Raw genomic sequence first — 22,105 nt, 5'->3', positions numbered from 1 at the left:
CTAGTTTTTCCGGGTGAAGTAGGTGTGGGTCCAGTAGCCGCCGCCGTTGTAGGAGGCGGGGAAGCTGTTCAGGGCGCGTGTCGAGTAGCCGTAGATCGAGTCCGCCACCAGAAGGTAGCCGCCGTCGCTGCCGTAGATCGTCAGAAAATGCGCGCCGCCGCCGTACCAGGCGCAGCGCAGGCCCACGGGGCGGCCCATGCCCAGCTGGTTGTCGATGGCCGGCATCTGCATCCGGTCTTCGCGCATGCCGCCATAGCAGCGGGTGGTGCGCAGGGCCGAGTCCAGGTAGCCGTAGACGTTGCACGGCCCGGGCTGGCTGCAGCAGGAGTGGCGGCCCAGCTCGGCATTGGCCACTGCGCATTGGGTCCAGGACCCGGTGCCGTAATAGTTGCCGACCGAAGCGGACAGGGCGGCCCAGCACCAGTTGCTCTGGGTTTGCGGCTGCACGCTGAAATTCAGCCGGGCAGCGGCCTGGGGCGCCGCTTCGGCGCGGGGATCGACTTCGCTCAGTTGCGGGTCCAGCAGCGTATCGGCCAGGCACTGGGGCAGGGCCTGGAGAGTGCCGCTGGGGGTCAGGTTGCTACTTAACATGTTCATCCTCCATGAATGAAAACCAGCCTCCGGCTGGGTCGCTGTAACGTGTCGGCTACGGTCAGTAGCCGGACCCGGCGAGCTGTTGCTGCGCCGTGCCAGCCTCGATGGCCGGCGCTGACCGGGTCTGTAGACAACCTTAGAGGGTTTATGCGTTTATGCAATTTAATGATGCATAAATGCATTATTGCGCGCATGGATGTCCCCGCTAAGGGGGGCATCCGTGGCCGTAGCCGAAGGCGAGTGCCGGGCTATTTTTCGTCGAGGAAGTGCTCCAGGGCCGCATTGAACAGGCCCGGGTCCTGGAGGAAGGCGAAGTGACTGACGTTCGGCAGAATCAGCAGTCCGGCGCCGGGAATGGTCGCGGCCATGTACTGGGTGTGCTCGCGCTTGATGGCTTCATCGTGGTCGCCATCGACGATCAGCACCGGCGTCTTGATCCGCGCCAGGTCGGCGTCGCTCCAGTTCGGTTGGCTGGCCCACATGTGGCCGATCTGCTCGACAAAGGCCGGGTACTCCTTGGGTGTCGGTGACAGTCGGGCGTATTCCCGGCCGGCCCGCTCGATGTAGGCGGCGAAGGTCGGGTTGTTCTCCACGCCTTCCTTGACCCCGGAGGTCTGGGTGTTGGCGGCGTAGGCGAAGACCTTGCCGACCCGCTGCGGATAACGCATGGCCAGGTCCAGGCCGAGGATCGCGCCGTCGCTCCAGCCGACGAAGTCGGCGCGAGGGATCTTCAGTTGATCCAGCAGGGCGATCACGTCATCGGCCATCAGGTCGTAGCCGTAGGGCCGGGCATCTCGGGTGCTGCGCCCGTGGCCGCGGCTGTCGACGCTGATCACCGTGTGCCGGGCGGCCAGGGCCTTGGCCTGCAGCCCCCAGTAGTCGGCATTGCCCAGGCCGCCATGCAGCAGCACCACCGGCGAGCCGTGGCCGAGCTTGCTGTAGTAGAGGCGGATGCCGTTGACCTCGGCATACCCGGCTTGCGCCCCGGCCACCGGCGCGGGTGTGGGCGGCAGGGTCTGCCAGCGTTCGCCGGCAAAGGCGCTGTTGAAGGACATCACTAGAGCGATCACTGCAAATAGACGACGAGGCATGGGCTTCTCCGTGCATGGGCCCTCGGGTCGGACCGACCTTGGGGCAGGTGGTTACCGCGGTTGAGTCGATGAGGGACAGGCTAGACGTCGATGACCACCAGGGTGCCGTGGCTGCCGGGCAGTACGCTGTGGGGCTGGCCGGCCTCCACCAGGTACATCTGGCCCGCCAGGACTTCCACGGTGGCCTGGCCAATGCCCAGGCGCAGGCAGCCCTGGGTCACCAGCAGGCCTTCGTTGTAGTCGTGGGTTTCTTCCGGATGGGGCTGCTGGTCCATGCGCAGCACCTTGATACGGGCCGGGCCGACCTGGCCCACCCGCGTGGAGTGCCAGGGACTCGGCAGCTGGCTGGACAGGTGTTCGAATGACAGCAGGGGCATGGCGGATCTCCGAAAGGTCAGTGAGGCTGGTGGCTGCTTTCGGTGGTCCGGTCAAGCAAGGGCTGGGTCGGGTTTTCTAGAATTCGTCCATCAGCAGCACGCGGCATTCGCGGCGCTGGAAGGCATTGATCTGCGGCACCAGGCGGGTGAAGTGCTCGGTCTGGCAGTGGGCGTCGAGGGCCGCTTGGTCCGGCCACTGTTCGACGAAGATGAAGTGCCCGGGGTCTTTCTGATCGACGAACAGATCGTAGGCGATGCACAGCGGTTCCTGGCGGGTTTTTTCCACCAGTTCGGCGTACCACGGGCGCACGGTGTCCAGGTGTTCGGGGTGGATGAAGTCTTCAGCGATGACCTTGAGCATTGCAATCTTCCTTGGCTGTCGCCCGGCGCTCCCCGGCAACCGGGCAGCGTCGGGCAATAGGAGGTTAAGCCGCGGCTTGGGTATTGGGTTCGAAGCTGTCGGCCCGGGCCAGTTGCCACATGCGCGAGTAGAACTCGCCGTTGACCTCGCCGGTCAGCAGTTCGCCGGGCTTGAGGAACACGTGCAACTGGGAGAACAGCTTGATCTCGGTGGCCGACATGCGCCGCACCAAGTGCTTGGCTTCCAGTTGCGAAGGGTGTTGCAGGCCGGCGGCGGCGAGCATTTCTGCCAGGGCCTTGAGGGTATTGCGGTGGAAACTGTAGACCCGCTGGGCCTTGTCCGGCACCACCAGGGCGCGCTGGCGCAGGTTGTCCTGGGTGGCCACGCCGGTCGGGCACTTGTTGGTGTGGCAGCTTTGCGACTGGATGCAGCCGATGGCGAACATGAAGCCGCGGGCCGAGTTGGCCCAGTCGGCGCCGATGGCCAGCACGCTGGCGATGTCGAAGGCGCTGACGATCTTGCCGCTGGCGCCGAGCTTGATCTTGTCTCGCAGGTTCAGGCCCACCAGGGTGTTATGGACGAACAGCAGGCCTTCGCGCATCGGTGCGCCGATGTGGTCGGTGAATTCTACCGGTGCCGCGCCGGTGCCGCCTTCCTTGCCGTCGACCACGATGAAGTCCGGGAGGATGCCGGTTTCCAGCATGGCCTTGGCAATGCCCATGAATTCCCACGGGTGGCCCAGGCAGAACTTGAAGCCCACCGGTTTGCCGCCGGACAGCTCACGCAGCTGCTGGATGAAGTGCATCATTTCGATCGGGGTGGAAAAGGCACTGTGGCTCGATGGCGAAATGCAGTCCTCGCCCATGCGGATGCCGCGGGTGTCGGCAATTTCCTGGGTCACCTTGTGCTTGGGCAGGATGCCGCCGTGGCCCGGCTTGGCGCCCTGGCTCATCTTGATTTCGATCATCCGCACTTGCGGGTTCTGTGCCTGGGCGGCGAAGCGCTCGGGGTCGAAGCGACCGTCGGCAGTGCGGCAGCCGAAGTAGCCGCTGCCCAGTTCCCAGGTCAGGTCGCCGCCGTGTTCGCGGTGGTAGGGGCTGATGCTGCCTTCACCGGTGTCGTGGGCGAAGTTGCCGAGCTTGGCGCCCTGGTTCAGGGCGCGGATGGCGTTGGCGCTGAGGGAGCCGAAGCTCATCGCCGAGATGTTGAATACCGAGGCCGAATAAGGCTGGGTGCATTGCGGGCCGCCGACCGTCACGCGAAAGCTGCTGGGATCGCTCAGGGGCGCCGGGCGCATGGAGTGGCCGATGAACTCGAAGCCCGATTGATAGACGTCGATCAGGGTGCCGAAGGGCTTGTCGGCGCTTTCGTTCTTGGCCCGCGAGTACACCAGCGAGCGCTGGGCGCGGGAAAAGGGCAGGGCGTCGCTGTCGGACTCCAGCAGGTACTGGCGAATCTCCGGACGGATGCCTTCCACCAGGTAACGGATATTGCCCAGGATCGGGTAGTTGCGCCGTACCGCGTGCGGGCTTTGCAGCAGATCGAAGATCCCCAGCAGGCTCAGCAGGCCGGTGACCAGGGTGAATGGCCAGAGCCAGTCGTGTTCGAGAAAGGGCAGGCTGGCGAGGGTGAACATCACGCAGGCGGCAAAGAAGGCGTAGCGGCTCAGAAGGGACAGGCTCATACGGTTTCCTTGGTTCGGACTCATCGGTTCAATCAGGCAGCAGGTGCCTGGGCAACGGGTAATCGACAGCGCCACCGAACGGCTGGGACGGTGAGCTGCGCGGGTATTTCTTATAGGAATTCACGGCTGTGTCAGAGCGTCGCAGGCCAGCATACTGGCCCGCCAGTGCCGTGCGGGCAAGCCTGAATCGGCGGATCAGGGCTGGCGTTAGACCATTGTTGCAGGATCTTATTGCGATAAATTCTCGTTTGAGTTGGGTTTTATTGTTACTGTATAACAGTATTTTTACCCCAGCCGCTGGAGACTCCGATGAAACCCAACATCCACCCCGACTATCGCACCGTGCTTTTTCACGACACCGCCGCCGACGTGTTCTTTCTCATCGGCTCCACCGTCGACACCGATCGCACGCACACCCACAGCGACGGCAAGACCTACCCTTACGTGACCCTGGACGTGTCCAGCGCCTCGCACCCGGTGTACACCGGCCAGCAGCGCAAGACCCAGTCCGAAGGCCGTATCGCCGGCTTCAACAAGCGTTTCGCTGCATTCGGCTCCAGCGGCAAAGCGGCCAAGTGAGGACCTGGCCGGCGGGCGTTGCCTGAGGGCGGCGCCTGCTCCTGGCCGCGCTTGGACGCTGGCAACGGATGGATGGCATTAAAAAGCCATCATTGGGCTGGAAATTCTTCTAGTCTTGAATCAGGCGACAGGGATTGCGGTTGCCAGTCCAACTCATCAAGGACATGTGCATCGATGGTGACCCGAGGTGTCTCATGGGTGAACTAAACGTTGCCACAGTCACACGCTTGCCCGGGGTCCTGCTGGTGGATAGCCAGGACACCATTCTGCAACGCCTGCATCAACTGCTCAGCGCCCATGACTACCGCCTGTTCCTGGCCCACGATGCCGGCGAGGCGTTGCAGGTCATGGCCCGCGAGGAAGTGGACCTGGTGATCAGCGCCGCCCATCTGCCGCAGGTGGACGGCGCGACCCTGCTGGCGCGCATGCACCAGGACTATCCGGCCACCACGCGCATCCTGCTGACCGGTGATCCGGACTTGAAGCTGATCGCCAAGGCCATCAACGAAGGGGAAATCTACCGTTACCTGAGCAAGCCCTGGGATGACCAGGAGTTGCTGCTGACCCTGCGCCAGGCCCTGGACCATCAGCATTCCGAACGCGAGCGCCAGCGCCTGGAAGCCCTGGCCCAACAGCAGAATCGCGAGCTCAAGGCGGTCAATGCCTTGCTCGAGAAGCGGGTTGCGGCGCGTACCGCCGAGTTGCAGCAAACCGCCGACATGCTCGATCTGGCCTATGAAGAGCTCAAGCACAGTTATGCCACCGGCGCCGAGCTGTTCTCGCTGCTGGTGAACCAGCGTCTGCCCAGCGACAAGCAGACCAATCGCCGGATCATCGAACTGGTGCGCGCCTACTGCAAGGTCCAGGGCATCGACGCCGTGGCCCAGCGCGACCTGGCCATGGCCGCGGCCCTGCACAACATCGGCAAGCTGAGCTGGAGCGACAGCATGATGATCACCCCGGCCGATTTGCTGCATCACCATGAGCGCGAGCGTTATCGGGCCTATCCGGCGCAGAGCGAGTCCCTGCTGATGACCCTGGAACCGGTGCAGGATGCCGCGCGTCTGATCCGTCACCATCAGGAACACTGGGACGGCACGGGCTTTCCCGATCACCTCAAGGGCGAGGCAATTCCCCTGGGCTCGCGGCTGCTCAAGCTGGCGGTGGATTTTGTCGAACTGCAGTGCGGGCTGATCCTCGAACGCCGCATGAACAGCGACGAGGCCCTGGTGTTCATCCGCAAGTACGCCGGCCGGCTGTACGATCCGCAACTGGTGGAAGGCTTCATCCAGGTGTGTTCGGTGTACCTGAGCGACGTGACCCTGGGCGACCCTTCGGTCAAGGTCCTGAGCACCCGGGAGCTGCAGGCGGGCATGGTGCTGGCGCGCAACCTGAATGCCGACAACGGCATGCTGCTGCTCAACGCCGGCAAGGTGTTGAGCATGCCCCTGGTGGACAAGCTGATCGCCTTTGAAACCATGGAGGGCGGCCGCTACAGCGTGTTCGTCAAACTGCCCCGGGAGCAGCCGGCCCAGGCTTGAGGCGAGCGGCAGCGGGTCGGTCAAGGCGCTGTTGGCGGATGACGAGCGGCCGCCGGGCATGGGATCCTTGCGCCCTCTTGTTCAAGGTTTCGGATGCCCATGTCGCTGTCTTGCGTTGCTGTACCTTCCCTGATTCGTATCGCCGCGGCCCTGTTGATCGGGGCCGACGGCCACACCCTGCTGGTGCGCAAGCGCGGCACCCTGGCCTTCATGCAACCCGGTGGCAAGATCGAGCCCGGTGAGCTGCCGGTGCAGGCCCTGGCCCGGGAGCTGGAGGAGGAACTGGGGTTGCGCATCGACCCGAGCCAGGCTCGCTACCTGCAGCAGTTTTCCGCGCCGGCGGCGAACGAACCCGGGCATGTGGTGCAGGCCGAAGTCTTTCTGGTCCACATCGATGCACCGGTGCTTCCGGCGGCAGAGATCGAGGAGGTGCGCTGGATCGATCCGGCCGGCGATGGCGATTTATTCCTGGCGCCGTTGACACGGGATCTGATCTTGCCGTTTTATCGCCAGGCCCAGGCGGATCTCGCCTGACCTCCCCCCCGCTCGCCAAGGACTGCCATGATTCCACTCCACGATTTCCTGATCTTCGCTGCCGCGTCGCTGTTGATGGTGCTGACCCCCGGGCCGAACATGATCTACCTGATATCCCGTTCGATCTGCCAGGGGCGCAAGGCCGGCGTCACTTCGCTGTTGGGCGTCGTGGCGGGTTTCTTTGTCCACCTGTTCGCGGCCGCCCTGGGGCTGACCGCGGTGTTCATGGCGGTGCCCCTGGCCTATGAAGTGCTCAAGTGGGCCGGTGCCCTGTACCTGCTGTGGCTGGCCTGGCAGGCGCTCAAGCCGGGCGCCCGCTCGCCGTTCGAAGCCCAGCAACTGCCGGCGGACTCGCCGCGCAAGCTGGTGACCATGGGGTTCCTGACCAGCGCCCTGAACCCCAAGATCGCCATGTTCTACCTGTCGATCTTTCCCCAGTTCATCAACCCTGAACACGGTTCGGTGTTCTCCCAGAGCCTGATTCTCGGTATGACCCAGATCAGCGTGAGCTTCTCGGTGAACCTGCTGATCGCGCTGTTTGCCGCGGGCATTGCCTCCTGGTTCGCCAACAACCCGACCTGGCTCGCGGTACAGCGCTACTTCATGGGGTTCGTGCTGGCGGGGCTGGCGGTGCGCTTGATGTTCGAACAACGCCGTACCAACTGACTATCACGCCCTGACGATCCCGCATGAGCCCGCAGATCCAGCACCTGACGCCTGACGATGCCGAGCAATACCGGGCCTTGATGCTCGAGGCCTATGAGCGCCATCCCCAGGCGTTCACCTCCAGTGTCAGGGAGCGCGAGAAGCTGCCCCTGGCCTGGTGGGGCGCCCGTCTGGACGGGGAGCTGGACCTGATGCTCGGAGCCTTTGTCCAGGGCCGGCTGGCGGGGATCGTCGGCCTGGCCTTCGAGCTGCGGGAAAAGGCCCGGCACAAGGCGACCCTGTTCGGTCTCTACGTCACCGCCGAGCAACGTGGCAGCAGCCTGGGCCGGCAACTGGTGCAGCAACTGCTGGCCGAGGCGGCGCGCTATGAAGGACTGCGCCTGGTGCAACTGACAGTGACGGCGGGCAATGACCCGGCGCTGTCCTTGTACCGGCGCTGCGGCTTTGTCCAGTTCGGTCTGGAACCCCAGGCGGTGCGCGTGGGGGACGACTATTTCGACAAGATCCATATGTGGCGGGAAGTGCCGGTCGACGCGTGAACCGGGCCGCGGGGCCCGGTCGCTGGCCAGCCGATGCCAGGCGGATCAGCGTACCGCGCTGACACCGTCCAGGGTCGAGAACGAGGTGTCCTTGGCCGTCAGCAGGAAATCGCGCATGTAGGGCGCGTCCAGCATGTCGGCGCGAACCGCGGCGTACAGCGTGGCGAACAGTCCCTTTTCACCCAGGCGCTTGGCCTTCACATAGCCCCGTGAGCTGTATTCATGCAGGGCCCAGTGGGGCATGCCGCACACACCGCGGCCGCTGGCCACCAGCTGCATCATCATCACCGTCAGTTCCGAGGTGCGCACCTGCGCCGGCTCGATGTCCGCCGGTTCCAGGAAGCGGGTGAAGATGTCCAGGCGGTCCCGTTCCACCGGGTAGGTGATCAGGGTTTCGTTCAGCAGGTCTTCGGGCACTATGTAGGGCCTGTTCGCCAGGGCGTGCTGGTTGGCCACGGCGAGCATGGCTTCGTAGGTGAACAGCGGCACATAGGTGATACCGGTCAATTCCACCGGATCGGAGGTCACCACCAGATCCAGGTCGCCCCGGGCCAGGGCGGGCAGCGGGGCGAAGGAAAAGCCCGAGGCCAGGTCCAGCTCCACTTCCGGCCAGGCGTCGCGAAACTGATCGATGGTCGGCATCAACCACTGGAAGCAGCTGTGGCATTCGATGGCCATGTGCAAGCGGCCGGCGGTGCCGCCGGCCAGGCGGGCGATGTCCCGTTCGGCGCCGCGCAGCAGGGGCAGGGTCGCGTCCGCCAGTTGCAGCAGGCGCAGGCCGGCGCTGGTGAAGCGCACCGGTTTGGTCTTGCGCACGAACAACGGCATGCCCAGGCGCTCTTCAAGTTCCTTGAACTGATGGGACAGGGCGGACTGGGTCAGGTGCAGGCGTTCGGCGGCTTCAACCAGGCTGTCGGCTTCGCGCAGGGCGTGCAGGGTCTTCAGGTGACGGATTTCGAGCACCAGTTCCTCCATGAGTAAATTTTGTGATCAACACGAAAAGGTTGAGTTTGTCTCATGTTGCTCGGGCTGTCGACAATAGCGCCATCTTTTACAAGGAGGCACTTTCCCATGGCACTGGCCCACACCCTCGGTTTTCCCCGCATCGGCGCTGACCGCGAACTGAAAAAAGCCCTTGAGTCCCACTGGAAGGGCGACCTCGATCAGGCCGCCTTGCAGGGGATTGGTCGCGAGCTGCGGGCCCGGCACTGGCAATTGCAGAAAGACGCCGGCATCGACCTGCTGCCGGTGGGCGATTTCGCTTGGTACGACCAGGTGCTCACCCACTCCCTGACCTTTGGAGTGATTCCCGAGCGCTTCGACAACCTTCGCGATGCCCAGGGTCGCCCGACCCTGGACACCCTGTTCGCCATGGCCCGCGGCGCGTCCAGCGGTTGCTGCGGAGAGCAGGGGCAGGCGCAGTACGCCCAGGAACTGACCAAGTGGTTCGACACCAACTACCACTACCTGGTGCCTGAATTCAGCGCCGACCAGGCTTTCCAGCTGAGCTGGGAGCAGTTGTTCGACGAGGTCGAAGAGGCCCATGCCCTGGGGCATCAGGTCAAGCCGGTGATCATCGGCCCCTTGACCTACCTGTGGCTGGGCAAGGCCAAGGGCAACGCCTTCAACAAGCTCGATCTGCTGGAGCGCCTGTTGCCGCTGTACGGCGAGATCCTCAACCGGCTCAAGGCCCAGGGCGTGGAGTGGGTGCAGATCGACGAGCCGATCCTGACCCTCGACCTGCCCCAGGAATGGAAAAGCGCCTTCGAGCGGGCTTACCACATCCTTCAGTACTCGCCCTTGAAAAAGCTGGTGGCCACCTACTTCAGCGGCTTGGAAGACAACCTGGGCCTGGCGGTGGGCCTGCCGGTGGACGGCTTGCACATCGACGCGGTGCGGGCCCCGGAACAACTGGGCCAGGTCCTGGACCGGCTGCCGACCTACAAGATTCTTTCGGTGGGGCTGGTCAACGGGCGCAACGTCTGGCGCTGCGAACTGGAGCAGGCCCTGCAACAGCTGCAGGTGGCCCAGGAGCGTTTTGGCGACAACCTCTGGGTCAGCAGTTCCTGCTCCCTGCTGCACAGCCCGGTGGACCTGTCCCGGGAAGATCAGCTGGATGCCGAACTGAAAAGCTGGCTGGCCTTCGCCGTGCAGAAATGTGGCGAGATCTCGGTCCTGCGTGATGCCCTGAACGATCCCCAGGCCCCGGCGGTGCAGGCGGCCCTGGCGCAAAGCCGGGCGGTCCAGGCCAGTCGCGCCCGCTCGCCACGGATTCACAAGCCCCAGGTCCAGGCGCGGGTCGAGGCCATCAGCGCCGCCGACAGCCAGCGTCGCTCGCCCTTTGCCCGACGCATCGAGCAGCAGCGGGCTCGCCTGCAACTGCCGGCCTTTCCCACCACCACCATCGGCTCTTTCCCGCAGACCTCGTCGATCCGCCTGGCGCGCCAGGCCTACAAGCAAGGCAAGCTGTCGCTCAATGACTACACCGACGCCATGCACCGTGAGATCCGTCACGCGGTGGAGATTCAGGAGCGCCTGGGCCTGGACGTGCTGGTCCACGGTGAAGCCGAGCGCAACGACATGGTGGAGTACTTTGCCGAACAGCTGGACGGCTACCTGTTCACCCGCTTCGGCTGGGTCCAGAGCTACGGTTCACGCTGCGTCAAGCCGGCGATCATCTACGGCGACCTGAGCCGGCCCCGGGCCATGACCGTGGACTGGATCCAGTACGCCCAGAGCCTCACCGACAAGATCATGAAAGGCATGCTCACAGGCCCGGTGACCATGCTCATGTGGTCCTTCCCCCGGGAGGACGTGTCACGCAAGGTCCAGGCCCAGCAGCTGGCCCTGGCCCTGCGCGATGAAGTGCAGGACCTGGAGCGGGCCGGGATCAGGATCGTGCAGATCGACGAGGCAGCGTTCCGCGAAGGCCTGCCCCTGCGCCGGGCGCAATGGCAGGAGTACCTGGATTGGGCGGTGCAGGCCTTCCGCCTGAGCGCCTCCGGGGTGAAGGATGAAACCCAGATTCATACCCACATGTGCTACAGCGAGTTCAACGACGTGATCGACGCCATTGCCGCCATGGATGCCGACGTGATCACCATCGAGACTTCCCGCTCGGACATGGAGTTGCTGCAAGCCTTCGAGGCCTTCGATTACCCCAACGACATCGGCCCGGGGGTGTACGACATCCACTCGCCACGGGTGCCGGATACCGCCGAGATGGTCAAGCTGATCAGCAAGGCCGCCCGGCGCATTCCCGCCGAGCGTCTGTGGGTCAACCCCGACTGTGGCCTCAAGACCCGCGCCTGGCCGGAAACCGAAGCGGCCCTGGTGAACATGGTGGCCGCCGCCCGCCAGCTGCGCAGCCAGCTGGCCTGAGCCCCTGGCCGGCGAAGGCGATCACCGGATCCTCTTCGTCGGCCAGGGATGACCGCTGGGCAATCTTCATCAAACTGTCACGCAACTGTGGCAGCGCGAATCATCGAAGTTCATCAGACTCGCGCTCCACTGGGGTTCTGCGTTTCGGTGTTTTCCATGCGGGCAAGATTGTTTTCCACTGTCATCCTGCTGGCCGGGCTATTGCTCGGCCAGCTGTCCTTTGCGGCCGCGCGCTGCGATGTCAACGTACCCACGCAACGGGTCGACCTGCCACAGGTGAGCCTGGCCTACCAAAGCATTGGCCGGACTTCCGATCCGGCGCTGTTGCTGGTCATGGGGCTGGGCGGGCAATTGATCCACTGGCCGGACGAGGTGGTCATGGCCTTGTGTCAGCAGGGCTTTCGGGTCATTCGCTATGACAATCGCGACGTCGGCCTGTCCACCTGGCGCCAGGCTCCGGCCAGCGCCAACCTGACCTTCGAAGTGCTGCGCTACAAGCTGGGCCTGCCGGTGTCGGCGCCCTACACCCTGACCGACATGGCCGACGATGCCCTGGGGCTGATGAATGCCCTGCACATCGAGCAGTTCCATGTGCTGGGGGCGAGCATGGGCGGGATGATTGCCCAGCACCTGGCGGCCATGGCGCCACAGCGGGTCGAGAGCCTGACCCTGATCATGACCAGCTCCGGCGCCGAGGGCCTGCCCGCGCCGAACGCGGCCCTGGTGCAGTTATTGTCCCGGCGCAATGCACCGAACCGCGAAGCGGCCCTGGAGCAGCAGGCGGACCTGCTGGCGGCCCTGGGCAGCCCGAAGGTCGCGGATGATCGTCAGGTTCTGCTGCATCAGGCTGCGTTGTCCTATGACCGGGCGTTCAACCCGCAGGGGGTTCAGCGCCAGATCATGGCGATCCTCGCCGAGCCGAGCCGGGTGGCGCTGCTCAAGCAACTGCGGGTGCCGACCCTGGTGGTGCACGGCACCGCCGATCCGCTGTTGCCGGTGATGCACGGTGTGCACCTGGCGGCGCAGATCCAGGGCAGTCAGTTGAAACTGATCCCGGGCCTGGCCCATCGTTTCCAGGAAGCTTTCAAGGCACCCTTGCTGGCGGCGGTGCTGCCATACCTGCAAAACCATCGCGAAGACACGTCCCACTGGGCCCAGATCGAACCACTGGAAGTGGGGCGCATGCTCTGAGCCAAGCCTCAAACGGCTAGATTTTCACTTGCAGCTTGCAGCTTGCAGCTTGCAGCTGGTCGCTGTTCGCGTCAGCGAACGATCTTGTCCACCTGAATGCCGAGTTTCTTCAGGCGGTACCAGAAGCTGCGCTCGGAAATGCCGATCATCTGCGCCGCCGCAGCCTGGACGCCGTTGCTCTGCTGAAGGGCCGCGAGGATGTAGCTGCGTTCCACCTCCGCCAGGGCTGCATCCAGGTCGCTGGGCACTGGCGCACCGACTCCGGGGAGTGCGCCGCCTTCGACTCCCGCGGGCTGGGTGTCGAACAGATAGCCCGGCAGGTCGCTCTCTTCGATGACCGAGGCGCGGGCCACGATGGTGGCGCGCTCCACGCAGTTCTGCAGTTCGCGAATGTTGCCCGGCCAGTTGTAGCTGGCCATGGCCTGTAGCGCCTGCGGGCTGAAGCCGGTGATGCGCTTGCCCGCGGCGGCGCCCAGGCTGTGGGCGAAGTGGCGGGCCAGCGGGGCGATGTCCTCGACCCGTTCGCGCAGCGCCGGCAAGGGGATCGGGAACACATTGAGGCGGTAGTACAGGTCTTCGCGGAATTCCTTGTTGGCCACCGCTTCCAGCAGGTTCTTGTTGGTCGCGGCAATCACCCGCACATCGACCTTGCGCTCTCGCGGGTCGCCCACCGGCTCGATCACCCGCTCCTGCAGGGCGCGGAGAATCTTGGCCTGCAGGGCCAGGGGCATGTCGCCCACTTCGTCGAGGAACAGGGTGCCCTTGTCGGCCTGCTGAAAGCGCCCGACGCGGTCGGCCACGGCGCCGGTGAAGGCGCCCTTGCGATGGCCGAACATCTCGCTTTCCAGCAGGCCCTCGGGAATCGCCGCGCAGTTGACCGCGACAAACGGCTTGTCGGCGCGATTGCCGTGCTTGTGGATGGCCCTGGCGACCATTTCCTTGCCGGTGCCGCTTTCTCCGGTCAGGAGGATGGTGGCATTGCTGTCGCGCACCGAGTCCACCGCCTGCAGCACCTGGCGAAAGGTCGGGCTGTCGCCCACCAGACTGTCGAACTGCTGGTGTTCGTCGAGTTCGGCGCGCATGCGCTGGTTGTCTTTGAGAATGTCGCGAAACTGCAGGGCCTTGCTGACGGTGATGTCCAGCTCGTCGATATCGAACGGCTTGGCGATGTAGTCGTAGGCGCCGTTGCGCATGGACTGCACGGCGTTCTTCACCGTGCTGTAGGCGGTCATCACGATCACTGGCAGGTTCGGGTAGCGCTGCTTGATTTCCCCCAGCAACTGCGGCCCGTCCATGCCCGGCATGCGCCAGTCGCTGATCACCAGGTCGATGTCCTCCTGCTCCAGCACCTTGAGGGCGTGCAGGCCGTTGCTTGCGGTGAACACCTGAATGCCGTCCTGGCTCAGGGCCGAGGACAGCAGGTCGCAGAGTTTCGGTTCGTCGTCGACCACCAGCAGGTTATGCGTCATCACTGTCCTCGTCGTCCTCTTCACCGTTGGCCGGAATGTACAGGCTGAAGGTGGCGCCGGCATCTTTTTCGCTGACGCACTCGATATGGCCGTCATGGCTTTCCATGATCGAGAAGACTTTAGCCAATCCCAGGCCGGTGCCCGAGGCCTTGGTGGTGACGAATGGGGTGAAAATGCGCTCCAGCATGTCCGGCTCGATGCCCTGGCCGGTGTCGCTGACGCTGATGATGGTTTCGTCTTCCTGCTGGGCGATGCCCAGGGTCAGGCGGCCGCCCTCGGGCATGGCGTCGATGGCGTTGAGGATCAGGTTCAGGCAGGCCTGCTTGAGCTGTCGGGCGTCGGCGTGGATGGTCGCGCCGGGGGCCTGGTCATCAATGCGCGCGTCGATGTTGTGGGTCGCCAGTTCCGGGGCGCAGAAGCCCAGCAACTCTTCCAGCAAGGGGCGCGCCGGCTGGGTGGCGCGGATCGGTGCGCTGGGCTTGGCGAAGTCGAGGAACTCGGTGATCAGGTCATTGATCCGGCTGACCTCGCTGATCACGTATTCCAGGTGGCGCTTGTCGTTTTCCGGCAGGTTGGCCCGGCGGTGCAGCAGTTGGGTGGCGGTCTTGATGATGCCCAGGGGATTGCGGATCTCGTGGGCCAGGCCCATGGCCACTTCGCCCAGGGCGTGCAGGCGGTCCCGGCGACGCAACTGGGCTTCCAGGTGCTGCAGTTCGCCGAGACGTTCGGTCATGTGGTTGAAGGTGCTGCTCAGCTCCGCCAGTTCGTCGCCACCGATCACCGGCACCCGTTGCCGGTAGTCGCCGGCAATCACCGCCTGGACGCCCTTGGACAGGCCCCGCAGCGGCCGGGTCAGGCGTTGCGACACCAGCCAGCCGACACACAGCGAGGCCGCCGAGCTGAGGAGAAAGATCAGGATGAACAGGTTGCTCTGGTTGACCAGGCCCACCAGGCTGCTGTGGCGCAGCAATCCGCTGAAAATCACCCCCACCAGGTCGCCGCTGTCATTGAAGATCGGTCGGTACAGGCCGCTGTAGCGGCTGGTGAACTGTTCGGTGGGCTGGCGCGTGGCGCGCAGGATGTCTTCGATCTTGTGCGGCACCCGCGGGGGGTGATCCTCGAAGCGCTGGGTGGCGAAAATCTCGGAGAAGTCATCGGCCTTGGCCAGGTACAGGCGCAGGTCCAGGGAGTGCACGTCGGCCACGCTGGTGAGGAAGCTGGCGTCCAGGTAGGTGGCGATCAACAGCTGATAGTCGACGCCGTCCAGCTGGGTCTGGAAGGTCGAGACCACCGCGCCGGTGGCCACACCGCCAACCTGGATCGTCTGCAGCACGGCATTGGAGGCGGTGCTGATCTGCCCCACCACGTCATCGGCGGCGGTGGTGAACATCACTTTGTGGTCGTTCTTGCGAATCAGCGCCACCACGTCGATGCCCATGGAGTCGGCGATGTCGGCGGTGAGCTTGTCGTGCTTGGCCGCATTGCGATCGGTGGGCGGGCGGGTGTAGCGCAGGAACAGCTGGGCGATCCGGGCGTTGTCACGCAGGATCTCGGTGATCTCGTCCTCGACGATCTTGGTCGACTCCTGCAGCCAGATCCGCACGTTGCTGTCGAAAATTTCCGACAGCGTGGTGGCCGCCAGCTCAGCCGCGATCATGGTGGGGATCACACTGACCAGCCAGAAGGCCAGCACCAGCTTGCGCTGCAGGCTCCAGCGGGAGATGGCGAAGGGGCGAGGCGGGCGACGATCTTTTCTGGTCATGTACTTTCGCTTATTGCAGCAGCCATGGCGGGGTCGGAGCGATCCGGGCGAACAAAGCGTTTTATCACTTTGAGCAGGGCATTGAGCAACGGATTGCGGTGGCGGAAAAACAGCATGTTACCGGTGAAGCGGCAACCCAGGCGCAGTTTGCTGGCATAGCCCGCCTGGCCGCACTCGTAGAGCGGAATCCGTTGCTGGATGCAGAAGTCGACATTGGCCAGCCAGCTGCGGAAATACAGGTTGTGCTCGCGACTGACGTTGAGGTCGTGGGCAAAGAACTTGTCGATCAGCCGATGCTGGTCGATGAGGATCAGGTTGAACGCCACCAACTGCTCGCCGACCCAGTACAGGACGCAGGCGGCACGCTCGCCCAACTGCTCGAGGATCGCCGTGAAGTAGTCCGCCGGCAGGCGTTCGAACTGCAGGTCGCTGCGGTTCAGGGTCGCTTCGTACAGGCGCATGATGTCCGGCAGCACGTCGTCGATCTGTCGGCGCCATTCGATGCGCGGTGCCGGAGCCCGGAGCTTGCGGCGCAGGTCCTTGCGGGTGGATTTGCCCAGGGTGCCCAGGTACGCGTCGATCGAGGCGAAGGGCACGGGCAGCAACGCGGTGGGCAGGCTGGGCATGGCTTGCAGGCCGGCGGCCAGGCAACTGTCGGCCCATGGCTGATCGTGGCTGGGGGCATCCTTGACCGCCAACAGGCCGATGCCAAAGCTGTCGGCGTCGCGCCGGGCCAGTTTCAGCAGTTCTTCGAGCAAGGCCTGACGGCGCTGGGGCGGGACGTGGCTGGCGGTGCCGGCGTTGCACTGTTCGGCCACGGGCGAGCCGATGGCGTACAGGCGCAGTTGCAGGACACCGGGCCACTGGCGCTCCAGACGCTCGGTAAAGCGTTTGGCCAGTCCCGACACCGTGGTGTCGAGCCGGTACTGGGTGGTAAAGGCCGGGGCCACCGCCACCAGGGTCGAGCCCTCGAAGACCGCCAGGTAGCGCCACTGAAAGTCGGCAATGGCGGCTTTTTCCACGGCCAGGTAGTAATCCCAATCCTCCAGGGCCCCCGGAAAACAGTCATTCCAGGCACTGCGTTCGATGGCCTGTATGGTTGAAAAGGCTTGGGCGGTAATCACGTCTCTTCCTTAAGTCACGCCAGCTGTCGGTAGTCTTCACGTTCGGCGGGTTGGGTCACTCGTTGCTGGATGAAGTCGACGCTCAGCTCGATCACTCGCTGGTACTGCAGGTCCACGGTGATCATGTGATAGCAGTTGTCGAGGAGGATCTTGGTCACCGGTCCGCCGAGCTTGCGCTCCACGTAGTTGGCGTTCCAGGGACTGGTGATGTCGTCCTCGCTGGAGTGCAGCACCAGGGCCGGGGTCATGATCGAAGGCATGCGTTTCTTGACCACGGCGTTCATCCGATGCAACTCGCGCACCGTCACGCCCTCCATGGTCAGGAGCCCGGCATTGCTGCTTTCGCCGGCTTTCATCTGCTTCTCGACGATGGCCCGCAGGCGTTCGTTCTTGATGCCGTAGGGCGGTTTCTCTTCGAAACGGCAGATGTGCACGCCAAAGGGGATCTTCATCAGCAACGGCGTGAGGAACGCCAGCTTGTTGATGCTCCAGCCGTCGTACTTGAGGGTGGTGGAGTACATCAGCAGGCCGCTGATCCGGCCCGGATGCTCGGAGGCCAGGTACATGGACATCACCGCGCCCATGGACAGGCCGCCGACGAACACCTCTTGGTGACGCTGCTGCACGCCGACAAAGGTCTTGCGCACGCCTTCGTACCAGTCCTGCCAGCCGGTGGCCTGCAGGTCGCTGTTGTCCCCGCAGTGCCCGGGCAGGGTCGGAACGTACACGCTGCACGTTCCGTCCTTGGCCAGGCCCTGGGCCACCCGACGGAGTTCCGTCGGGGTGCCGGTCAGGCCGTGGATCAACAAGACCCCGACCGGACCCGTGCCGAGAACGAAGCCGGCGTCGCCTTCGCCCAGATCGATCTCAGCCTGGCTCATCGCTTCATGGCCCGATCCAGCAGGCGGTCCAGCAGTGCGATGCCCAGATCGATTTCCGCGTAGCTGATTTCCAGCGACGGGGCCAGGGTGATGACGTTCTTGTAGTAGCCGCCCACATCGAGGATCAGGCCCAGGCGCTGACCGTTGATTTCGATGTCGCCCTTCATGCCTTCCTCGACCATGAAGTCCAGGGTCGCCTTGTCCGGGGTGAAACCGTCGGTGGTGCAGATTTCGCAGCGCAGGGCCAGGCCCAGGCCGTCGACATCGCCGATGATCGGGTAGCGTTTCTGCAGGTCTTGCAGGCCGGCCAGGAAGTACTTGCCCTTTTCCATGACCATCGCGCCGTAGTCGATCTCGCTGGTCATCTTGAACATTTCCAGGCCCACGGCGGTGCCCAGCGGGTTGGAGGCGAAGGTGGAGTGCGTCGAACCTGGCGGGAACACGCCCGGGTTGATCAGCTCTTCACGGGCCCAGATGCCGCCCAGCGGGTTGAGGCCGTTGGTCAGCGCCTTGCCGAACACGATCACGTCGGGTTTGACGTCGAAGTGCTCGATCGACCACAGCTTGCCGGTGCGGTAGAAGCCCATCTGGATTTCGTCCACCACCAGCAGGATGCCGTGCTGGTCCAGCACATGCTTGAGCTCGCTGTAGAAGTTCATCGGCGGGATCACGTAGCCGCCGGTGCCCTGGATCGGCTCGACGTAGAAGGCGGCGTATTCGCTCTGGCCGACTTTAGGGTCCCACACGCCGTTGTATTCGGTTTCGAACAGACGGGCGAACTGCTGCACGCAGTGGCTGCCGTACTCTTCCTTGGTCATGCCCTTGGGGCCGCGGAAGTGGTACGGGAACGGGATGAACTGGGCGCGCTCGCCGAAGTGGCCGTAGCGGCGACGGTAGCGGTAGCTGGAGGTGATCGACGAGGCACCCAGGGTGCGACCGTGGTAGCCGCCTTCGAAGGCGAACATCAGGCTCTTGCCGTTGGTGGCGTTGCGCACCACTTTCAGCGAGTCTTCGACCGACTGCGAACCGCCGACGTTGAAGTGCACGCGACCGTCGAGGCCGAACTTCTTCTTGGCGTCCACGGCGATCATTTCCGACAGTTCGATCTTGCCTTTGTGCAGGTACTGGCTGGCGATCTGCGGCAGGGTGTCGATCTGTTGCTTGAGGGCGTTGTTCAGGCGCGGGTTGGCGTAGCCGAAGTTCACCGCCGAGTACCACATCTGCAGGTCGAGGTAAGCCTGGTCGCTGGTGTCCCAGACATAGGAGCCTTCGCAGCGGCTGAAAATGCGCGGAGGTTCGATGTAGTGAACGGTATCGCCGTAGGAGCAGTACTTGGCTTCTTTTTCCAGAAGGATCTGGTCTTCGGCGGTCGCGATGCGGATATCAGACATGGTGGAAGAGTTCCTGGGTTTCAAGAGAGAAATTGGTGGCGTTGGCGGCGTTGTTCGGCAGCTTGGCCAGCAGCGCCGGCAGTTCGGCGAAGGAGTCGAACCGCGCATGGGGAATCTGGTTGCGTTCGCAGTAGTCGGCCAGGCGGTCCTTGGCGAACACGAAGTCGGCGGTGGAAGCCACGCACATGTCCGACTGGCCGTCGCCGATCACCAGTACGCGTTTGCCCCGTGGGGTGGACTTGCACTTGCAGTTGCCGGAGGCGGCGCGGCAGGCGTCGCTGGCGTAGGGAAAGTCGATGCGCCAGCTGTTGTGGTCGACCTGGCGCAGGCGGTTGGCGAGGATCGGCAGCAGGGTCACGTAGTTGCGTGCCAGGATGCGGGCGATGCCTTGTTCGATGCCGTCGCTGACCACTTCGATGGAAGCCCCCAGGCCGATCACGTGATCGACGAAGTCGGGGAAGTCGGGGTCGATTTCGACACTGTCGAAGTAGCCCAGCAGTTCGGCGGGCGAGGCCTTGACCAGGGCCAGTTGGCGGCTGAGGCATTCTCGGGAGCCGATGTGACCGTCCAGCCATTCCTGCTCGATGCCTTCCCAGCTCGGGTCGGCGAAGCGTTGGAGAACGTTATCGATCACGTCGGCGCGGGAGATGGTCCCGTCGAAGTCACATACGATATGCCAGTGCATCATCTGCTGTTACCTGTTGAATAAGAGCGCTGTTTGCGCTTGCGGCAGGGGTAGAGCAGGGACTGTGCCAAGTGGCGAAAACCCAGCAGGGCCGGGGCTCTGGTCGGGCGGGGAGGGGTTTTGTAGTTTTCTGGCTACAATTTTTGTAGCTTGCTACAACCAACATCAGTGCTTGCGTCCGTGGGGCGCTCTGGTGATTGATGCGCGGCTGTTCAGACAAGGAAACTCACTCATGCCTAGGCTTTCTCTCCCCGCCATACTGGCCGGCCTGCTGTCGCTGGGCGCGGCCATGGGCGCCGCCGCCGACTCCGGTATCACCGGTGAACTGGGACTTGGCCTCGGCTACCAGCCCCACGACCCGACCGGCAGCAGCTACGACACGGTGCCGCTGCCTTATATGGATCTGGAATGGGGCGATGTCAGCCTGAGCACCGATGACGGCCTGACCTGGAGCGCCTTCAAGGGCAATGGCTTGAGCATCGGTCCATACGTCAACTACCTGCAGGGGCGCAACGCCGACGGCAAGCTGCGCGGCTTGCGGGACGTGCGCGACATGGCCGATATCGGCGGTTTCATTGAATACGCTCCGGATGACTTCTGGCGGGTGTTCGCCACCGTCGGCCAGGCGGTCGGCGGTGCCGGCGGCCAGGGCGGCCTGCTGGGCAAGCTCGGTGGCGAGATCGGCTATCCCCTGGGCATGGGCATCATTGGCAGCAACGAGCTGACCCTGCACTTTGCCGACGACCGTCAGGCCAATACCTTCTATGGCGTCAGCGCCAAAGAGTCCCTGGCCTCCGGTATCGATCGCTACAACGCTGGCGGTGGCATGCAGAACTTCACCCTGAGCCAGAGCTTCCAGTTCCCCCTGGGGGACAACTGGTCGCTGGTGGCCAGTGCCAGCTGGATCCGTCTGGTCAACTCCGCCGCGGACAGCTCCATCGTTCGCGATCGGGGCGAGGTCAACCAGGGCCAGGTGCAGACCGCCATCAGCTACAAGTTCTGAAGCGCGCCACCGCAGGCCGCGCCCCGGCCTGCGGTGGCCCCGGTGAAAACTGGTCTGGCCTTTGCAAAGGCGGTCATGAATTCAATTTCTCAGGAAGTTCTTCATGGCTCGACCCGCCTACCGTCTGCTTGCCCATTCCCTCTGGGACCTGATCCCGATTGTCATGGCCCTGGCGCATTTCGCCTTTGTCCTGCGGCTGGTGCTGGACTTTCACGCCCTGTCCTGGTGGGTCATTCTCCCGGCGGCGCTGCTGTATGCGGTCAGCCTGTCGTGGAGCATCAACAGCATTTCCCACAATCAGATCCATAACGCCTACTTCACCCCGGGGTGGATGAACCGGGCCTTCGACCTGCTGCTGTCGGTGACCATCGGTTTTTCCCAGACCCTTTACCGCGACATCCACAACCGTCACCACCGTGGCAACTCCGATCGGCCGGATGCCCAGGGCAAGACCGTGGATCCGCTGTCGATCTACCTGCACGGCAAGCATGGCCAGCCGGACAATCCCTGGGCCTACACCTTCCTGAGCTTCTTTCGCGACGATCCCAAGGAGATCTACCAGGACATGCAGCGCAAGCGGCCTGACGATGCGCGCTGGGTGAAGGTGGAAATCGGCGTCACCGTGGCGTTCTACCTGGCCCTGGCGCTGTATGACTGGCACGCGGTACTGGTGCTGCTGCCGTTCTGGTACCTGGGACAATCGCTGTCGTCCCTCAATGGCTACTACGAGCACCTGGGCGGCAACCCCGACCTGCCGATTGCCTGGGGCGTGAGTTCCTACAGCCCGCTGTACAACCTGATCTGGATGAACAACGGCTACCACGCCGAGCATCACTACCGGCCGAAGATGCACTGGACCAAGGTCAAGGCCTTCCACCGCGAGATTCGCGAGCAGCAGCGCGCGGCGGGGGTGAAAGTGATTCCCGTGTCCCACGGCCTGGGCTTCCTGGTAGCCCACCGCAAGGCTTGAGGGCAAGATCGCCTTCGTCGGCAAGCCGGCTCCGACCAAGGCACTACGCCAATCCCCCTCCGTAGGAGCTGGCTTGCCAGCGAAGGGGTCCGCAAGATCGCCTTCGCCGGCAAGCCGGCTCCTACCAGGGCACGACGCCAATCCCCCGCCGTAGGCGCTGGCTTGCCAGCGAAGGGGCCCGCAAGATCGCCTTCGCCGGCAAGCCGGCTCCTACCAAGGCACTACGCCAATCCCCCGCCGTAGGAGCTGGCTTGCCAGCGAAGGGGCCCGCAAGATCGCCTT

Annotated in this window: 21 protein-coding genes; 9 read left to right on the top strand and 12 right to left on the bottom strand. The window is 64.1% G+C overall.

The window, feature by feature from the left end:
* From POS17_RS24045 to POS17_RS24025, 5 genes are all read right to left on the bottom strand, one after another.
* Positions 1–591: a papain-like cysteine protease family protein gene (locus tag POS17_RS24045; protein ID WP_060840832.1), complete on the bottom strand. Its 591-nt coding sequence runs from the start codon at positions 589–591 to the stop codon at positions 1–3.
* 251 nt (positions 592–842) lie between these two features.
* A complete protein-coding gene (locus POS17_RS24040) occupies positions 843–1,685 on the bottom strand; it encodes an alpha/beta fold hydrolase (protein ID WP_060840831.1) in 843 nt (280 codons plus the stop codon).
* Positions 1,686–1,765: 80 nt separating this feature from the next.
* Positions 1,766–2,062 (bottom strand): cupin domain-containing protein, encoded by a 297-nt coding sequence (locus tag POS17_RS24035; protein ID WP_060840830.1) that lies wholly within the window; start codon positions 2,060–2,062, stop codon positions 1,766–1,768.
* Positions 2,063–2,138: 76 nt separating this feature from the next.
* The gene (locus tag POS17_RS24030; RefSeq protein WP_060840829.1) at positions 2,139–2,423 is read right to left on the bottom strand and encodes a putative quinol monooxygenase; all 285 of its coding nucleotides are present in this window, start codon (positions 2,421–2,423) and stop codon (positions 2,139–2,141) included.
* 64 nt (positions 2,424–2,487) lie between these two features.
* Complete coding sequence (locus tag POS17_RS24025; RefSeq protein ID WP_060840828.1) at positions 2,488–4,107, bottom strand: FMN-binding glutamate synthase family protein; 1,620 nt, start codon at positions 4,105–4,107, stop codon at positions 2,488–2,490.
* A 309-nt stretch (positions 4,108–4,416) separates the two neighbouring features.
* On the opposite strand from POS17_RS24025, the gene POS17_RS24020 reads away from it, so the two are divergent.
* The 5 genes from POS17_RS24020 to POS17_RS24000 all read left to right on the top strand — a co-directional run bounded on the left by POS17_RS24020 (position 4,417) and on the right by POS17_RS24000 (position 7,966).
* Positions 4,417–4,686, top strand: coding sequence for a type B 50S ribosomal protein L31 (locus POS17_RS24020; RefSeq protein ID WP_060840827.1), 270 nt, complete (start codon positions 4,417–4,419; stop codon positions 4,684–4,686).
* 194 nt (positions 4,687–4,880) lie between these two features.
* Positions 4,881–6,227, top strand: a complete 1,347-nt coding sequence (locus POS17_RS24015; protein ID WP_060840826.1) for an HD domain-containing phosphohydrolase — start codon at positions 4,881–4,883, stop codon at positions 6,225–6,227.
* A gap of 99 nt (positions 6,228–6,326) precedes the next feature.
* The gene (locus POS17_RS24010; RefSeq protein WP_060840825.1) at positions 6,327–6,761 is read left to right on the top strand and encodes an NUDIX hydrolase; all 435 of its coding nucleotides are present in this window, start codon (positions 6,327–6,329) and stop codon (positions 6,759–6,761) included.
* A gap of 27 nt (positions 6,762–6,788) precedes the next feature.
* Positions 6,789–7,427 carry a LysE family translocator gene (locus tag POS17_RS24005; RefSeq protein WP_060840824.1) on the top strand — a complete coding sequence of 213 codons (639 nt, stop codon included), beginning with the start codon at positions 6,789–6,791 and terminating at the stop codon, positions 7,425–7,427.
* Positions 7,428–7,450: 23 nt separating this feature from the next.
* A complete protein-coding gene (locus tag POS17_RS24000; RefSeq protein WP_060840823.1) occupies positions 7,451–7,966 on the top strand; it encodes a GNAT family N-acetyltransferase in 516 nt (171 codons plus the stop codon).
* A 45-nt stretch (positions 7,967–8,011) separates the two neighbouring features.
* Here the strand turns inward: POS17_RS24000 and metR are convergent, their stop codons facing one another.
* Entirely contained in the window at positions 8,012–8,929 is a 918-nt protein-coding gene (metR, locus tag POS17_RS23995; protein ID WP_060842009.1) for a transcriptional regulator MetR, read from the bottom strand.
* A gap of 108 nt (positions 8,930–9,037) precedes the next feature.
* On the opposite strand from metR, the gene metE reads away from it, so the two are divergent.
* Together metE and POS17_RS23985 are read left to right on the top strand one after the other, a co-directional pair.
* Positions 9,038–11,347, top strand: coding sequence for a 5-methyltetrahydropteroyltriglutamate--homocysteine S-methyltransferase (gene metE / locus POS17_RS23990; protein ID WP_060840822.1), 2,310 nt, complete (start codon positions 9,038–9,040; stop codon positions 11,345–11,347).
* A gap of 156 nt (positions 11,348–11,503) precedes the next feature.
* Entirely contained in the window at positions 11,504–12,538 is a 1,035-nt protein-coding gene (locus tag POS17_RS23985; RefSeq protein ID WP_060840821.1) for an alpha/beta fold hydrolase, read from the top strand.
* A gap of 71 nt (positions 12,539–12,609) precedes the next feature.
* On the opposite strand, the gene POS17_RS23980 is transcribed toward POS17_RS23985, so the two are convergent.
* From POS17_RS23980 to POS17_RS23955, 6 genes are read right to left on the bottom strand one after another with little or no spacing between them, the layout of a single operon-like run.
* The gene (locus tag POS17_RS23980; RefSeq protein ID WP_060840820.1) at positions 12,610–14,007 is read right to left on the bottom strand and encodes a sigma-54-dependent transcriptional regulator; all 1,398 of its coding nucleotides are present in this window, start codon (positions 14,005–14,007) and stop codon (positions 12,610–12,612) included.
* Positions 13,997–15,769, bottom strand: a complete 1,773-nt coding sequence (locus POS17_RS23975; RefSeq protein WP_060840819.1) for a sensor histidine kinase — start codon at positions 15,767–15,769, stop codon at positions 13,997–13,999. The genes POS17_RS23980 and POS17_RS23975 overlap by 11 nt, the downstream gene beginning before the upstream one ends.
* On the bottom strand, positions 15,766–16,893 hold the full coding sequence (locus tag POS17_RS23970; protein WP_060840818.1) for a GNAT family N-acetyltransferase: 1,128 nt from the start codon (positions 16,891–16,893) through the stop codon (positions 15,766–15,768). The genes POS17_RS23975 and POS17_RS23970 overlap by 4 nt, the downstream gene beginning before the upstream one ends.
* 14 nt (positions 16,894–16,907) lie before the next feature.
* Entirely contained in the window at positions 16,908–17,774 is an 867-nt protein-coding gene (locus POS17_RS23965) for an alpha/beta hydrolase (RefSeq protein WP_060840817.1), read from the bottom strand.
* Positions 17,771–19,165: an aspartate aminotransferase family protein gene (locus tag POS17_RS23960; RefSeq protein WP_047288922.1), complete on the bottom strand. Its 1,395-nt coding sequence runs from the start codon at positions 19,163–19,165 to the stop codon at positions 17,771–17,773. The genes POS17_RS23965 and POS17_RS23960 overlap by 4 nt, the downstream gene beginning before the upstream one ends.
* Positions 19,158–19,853: an HAD-IB family phosphatase gene (locus POS17_RS23955; protein WP_060840816.1), complete on the bottom strand. Its 696-nt coding sequence runs from the start codon at positions 19,851–19,853 to the stop codon at positions 19,158–19,160. Before POS17_RS23955 ends, POS17_RS23960 begins: the two co-directional genes overlap by 8 nt.
* Positions 19,854–20,082: 229 nt before the next feature.
* Between POS17_RS23955 and POS17_RS23950 the strand changes: the two genes are divergently transcribed.
* Together POS17_RS23950 and POS17_RS23945 are read left to right on the top strand one after the other, a co-directional pair.
* Positions 20,083–20,853, top strand: coding sequence for a MipA/OmpV family protein (locus tag POS17_RS23950; RefSeq protein ID WP_060840815.1), 771 nt, complete (start codon positions 20,083–20,085; stop codon positions 20,851–20,853).
* 103 nt (positions 20,854–20,956) lie between these two features.
* Positions 20,957–21,823, top strand: a complete 867-nt coding sequence (locus POS17_RS23945; RefSeq protein ID WP_060840814.1) for a fatty acid desaturase — start codon at positions 20,957–20,959, stop codon at positions 21,821–21,823.
* Positions 21,824–22,105: the final 282 nt, after the last annotated feature.

This window comes from Pseudomonas sp. Os17 (assembly GCF_001547895.1).
In the GTDB taxonomy this organism is placed as follows: Bacteria; Pseudomonadota; Gammaproteobacteria; order Pseudomonadales; family Pseudomonadaceae; genus Aquipseudomonas.
Note: the sequence above shows the minus strand (reverse complement) of the source record. Positions and strands in the feature narration are given on the sequence as shown.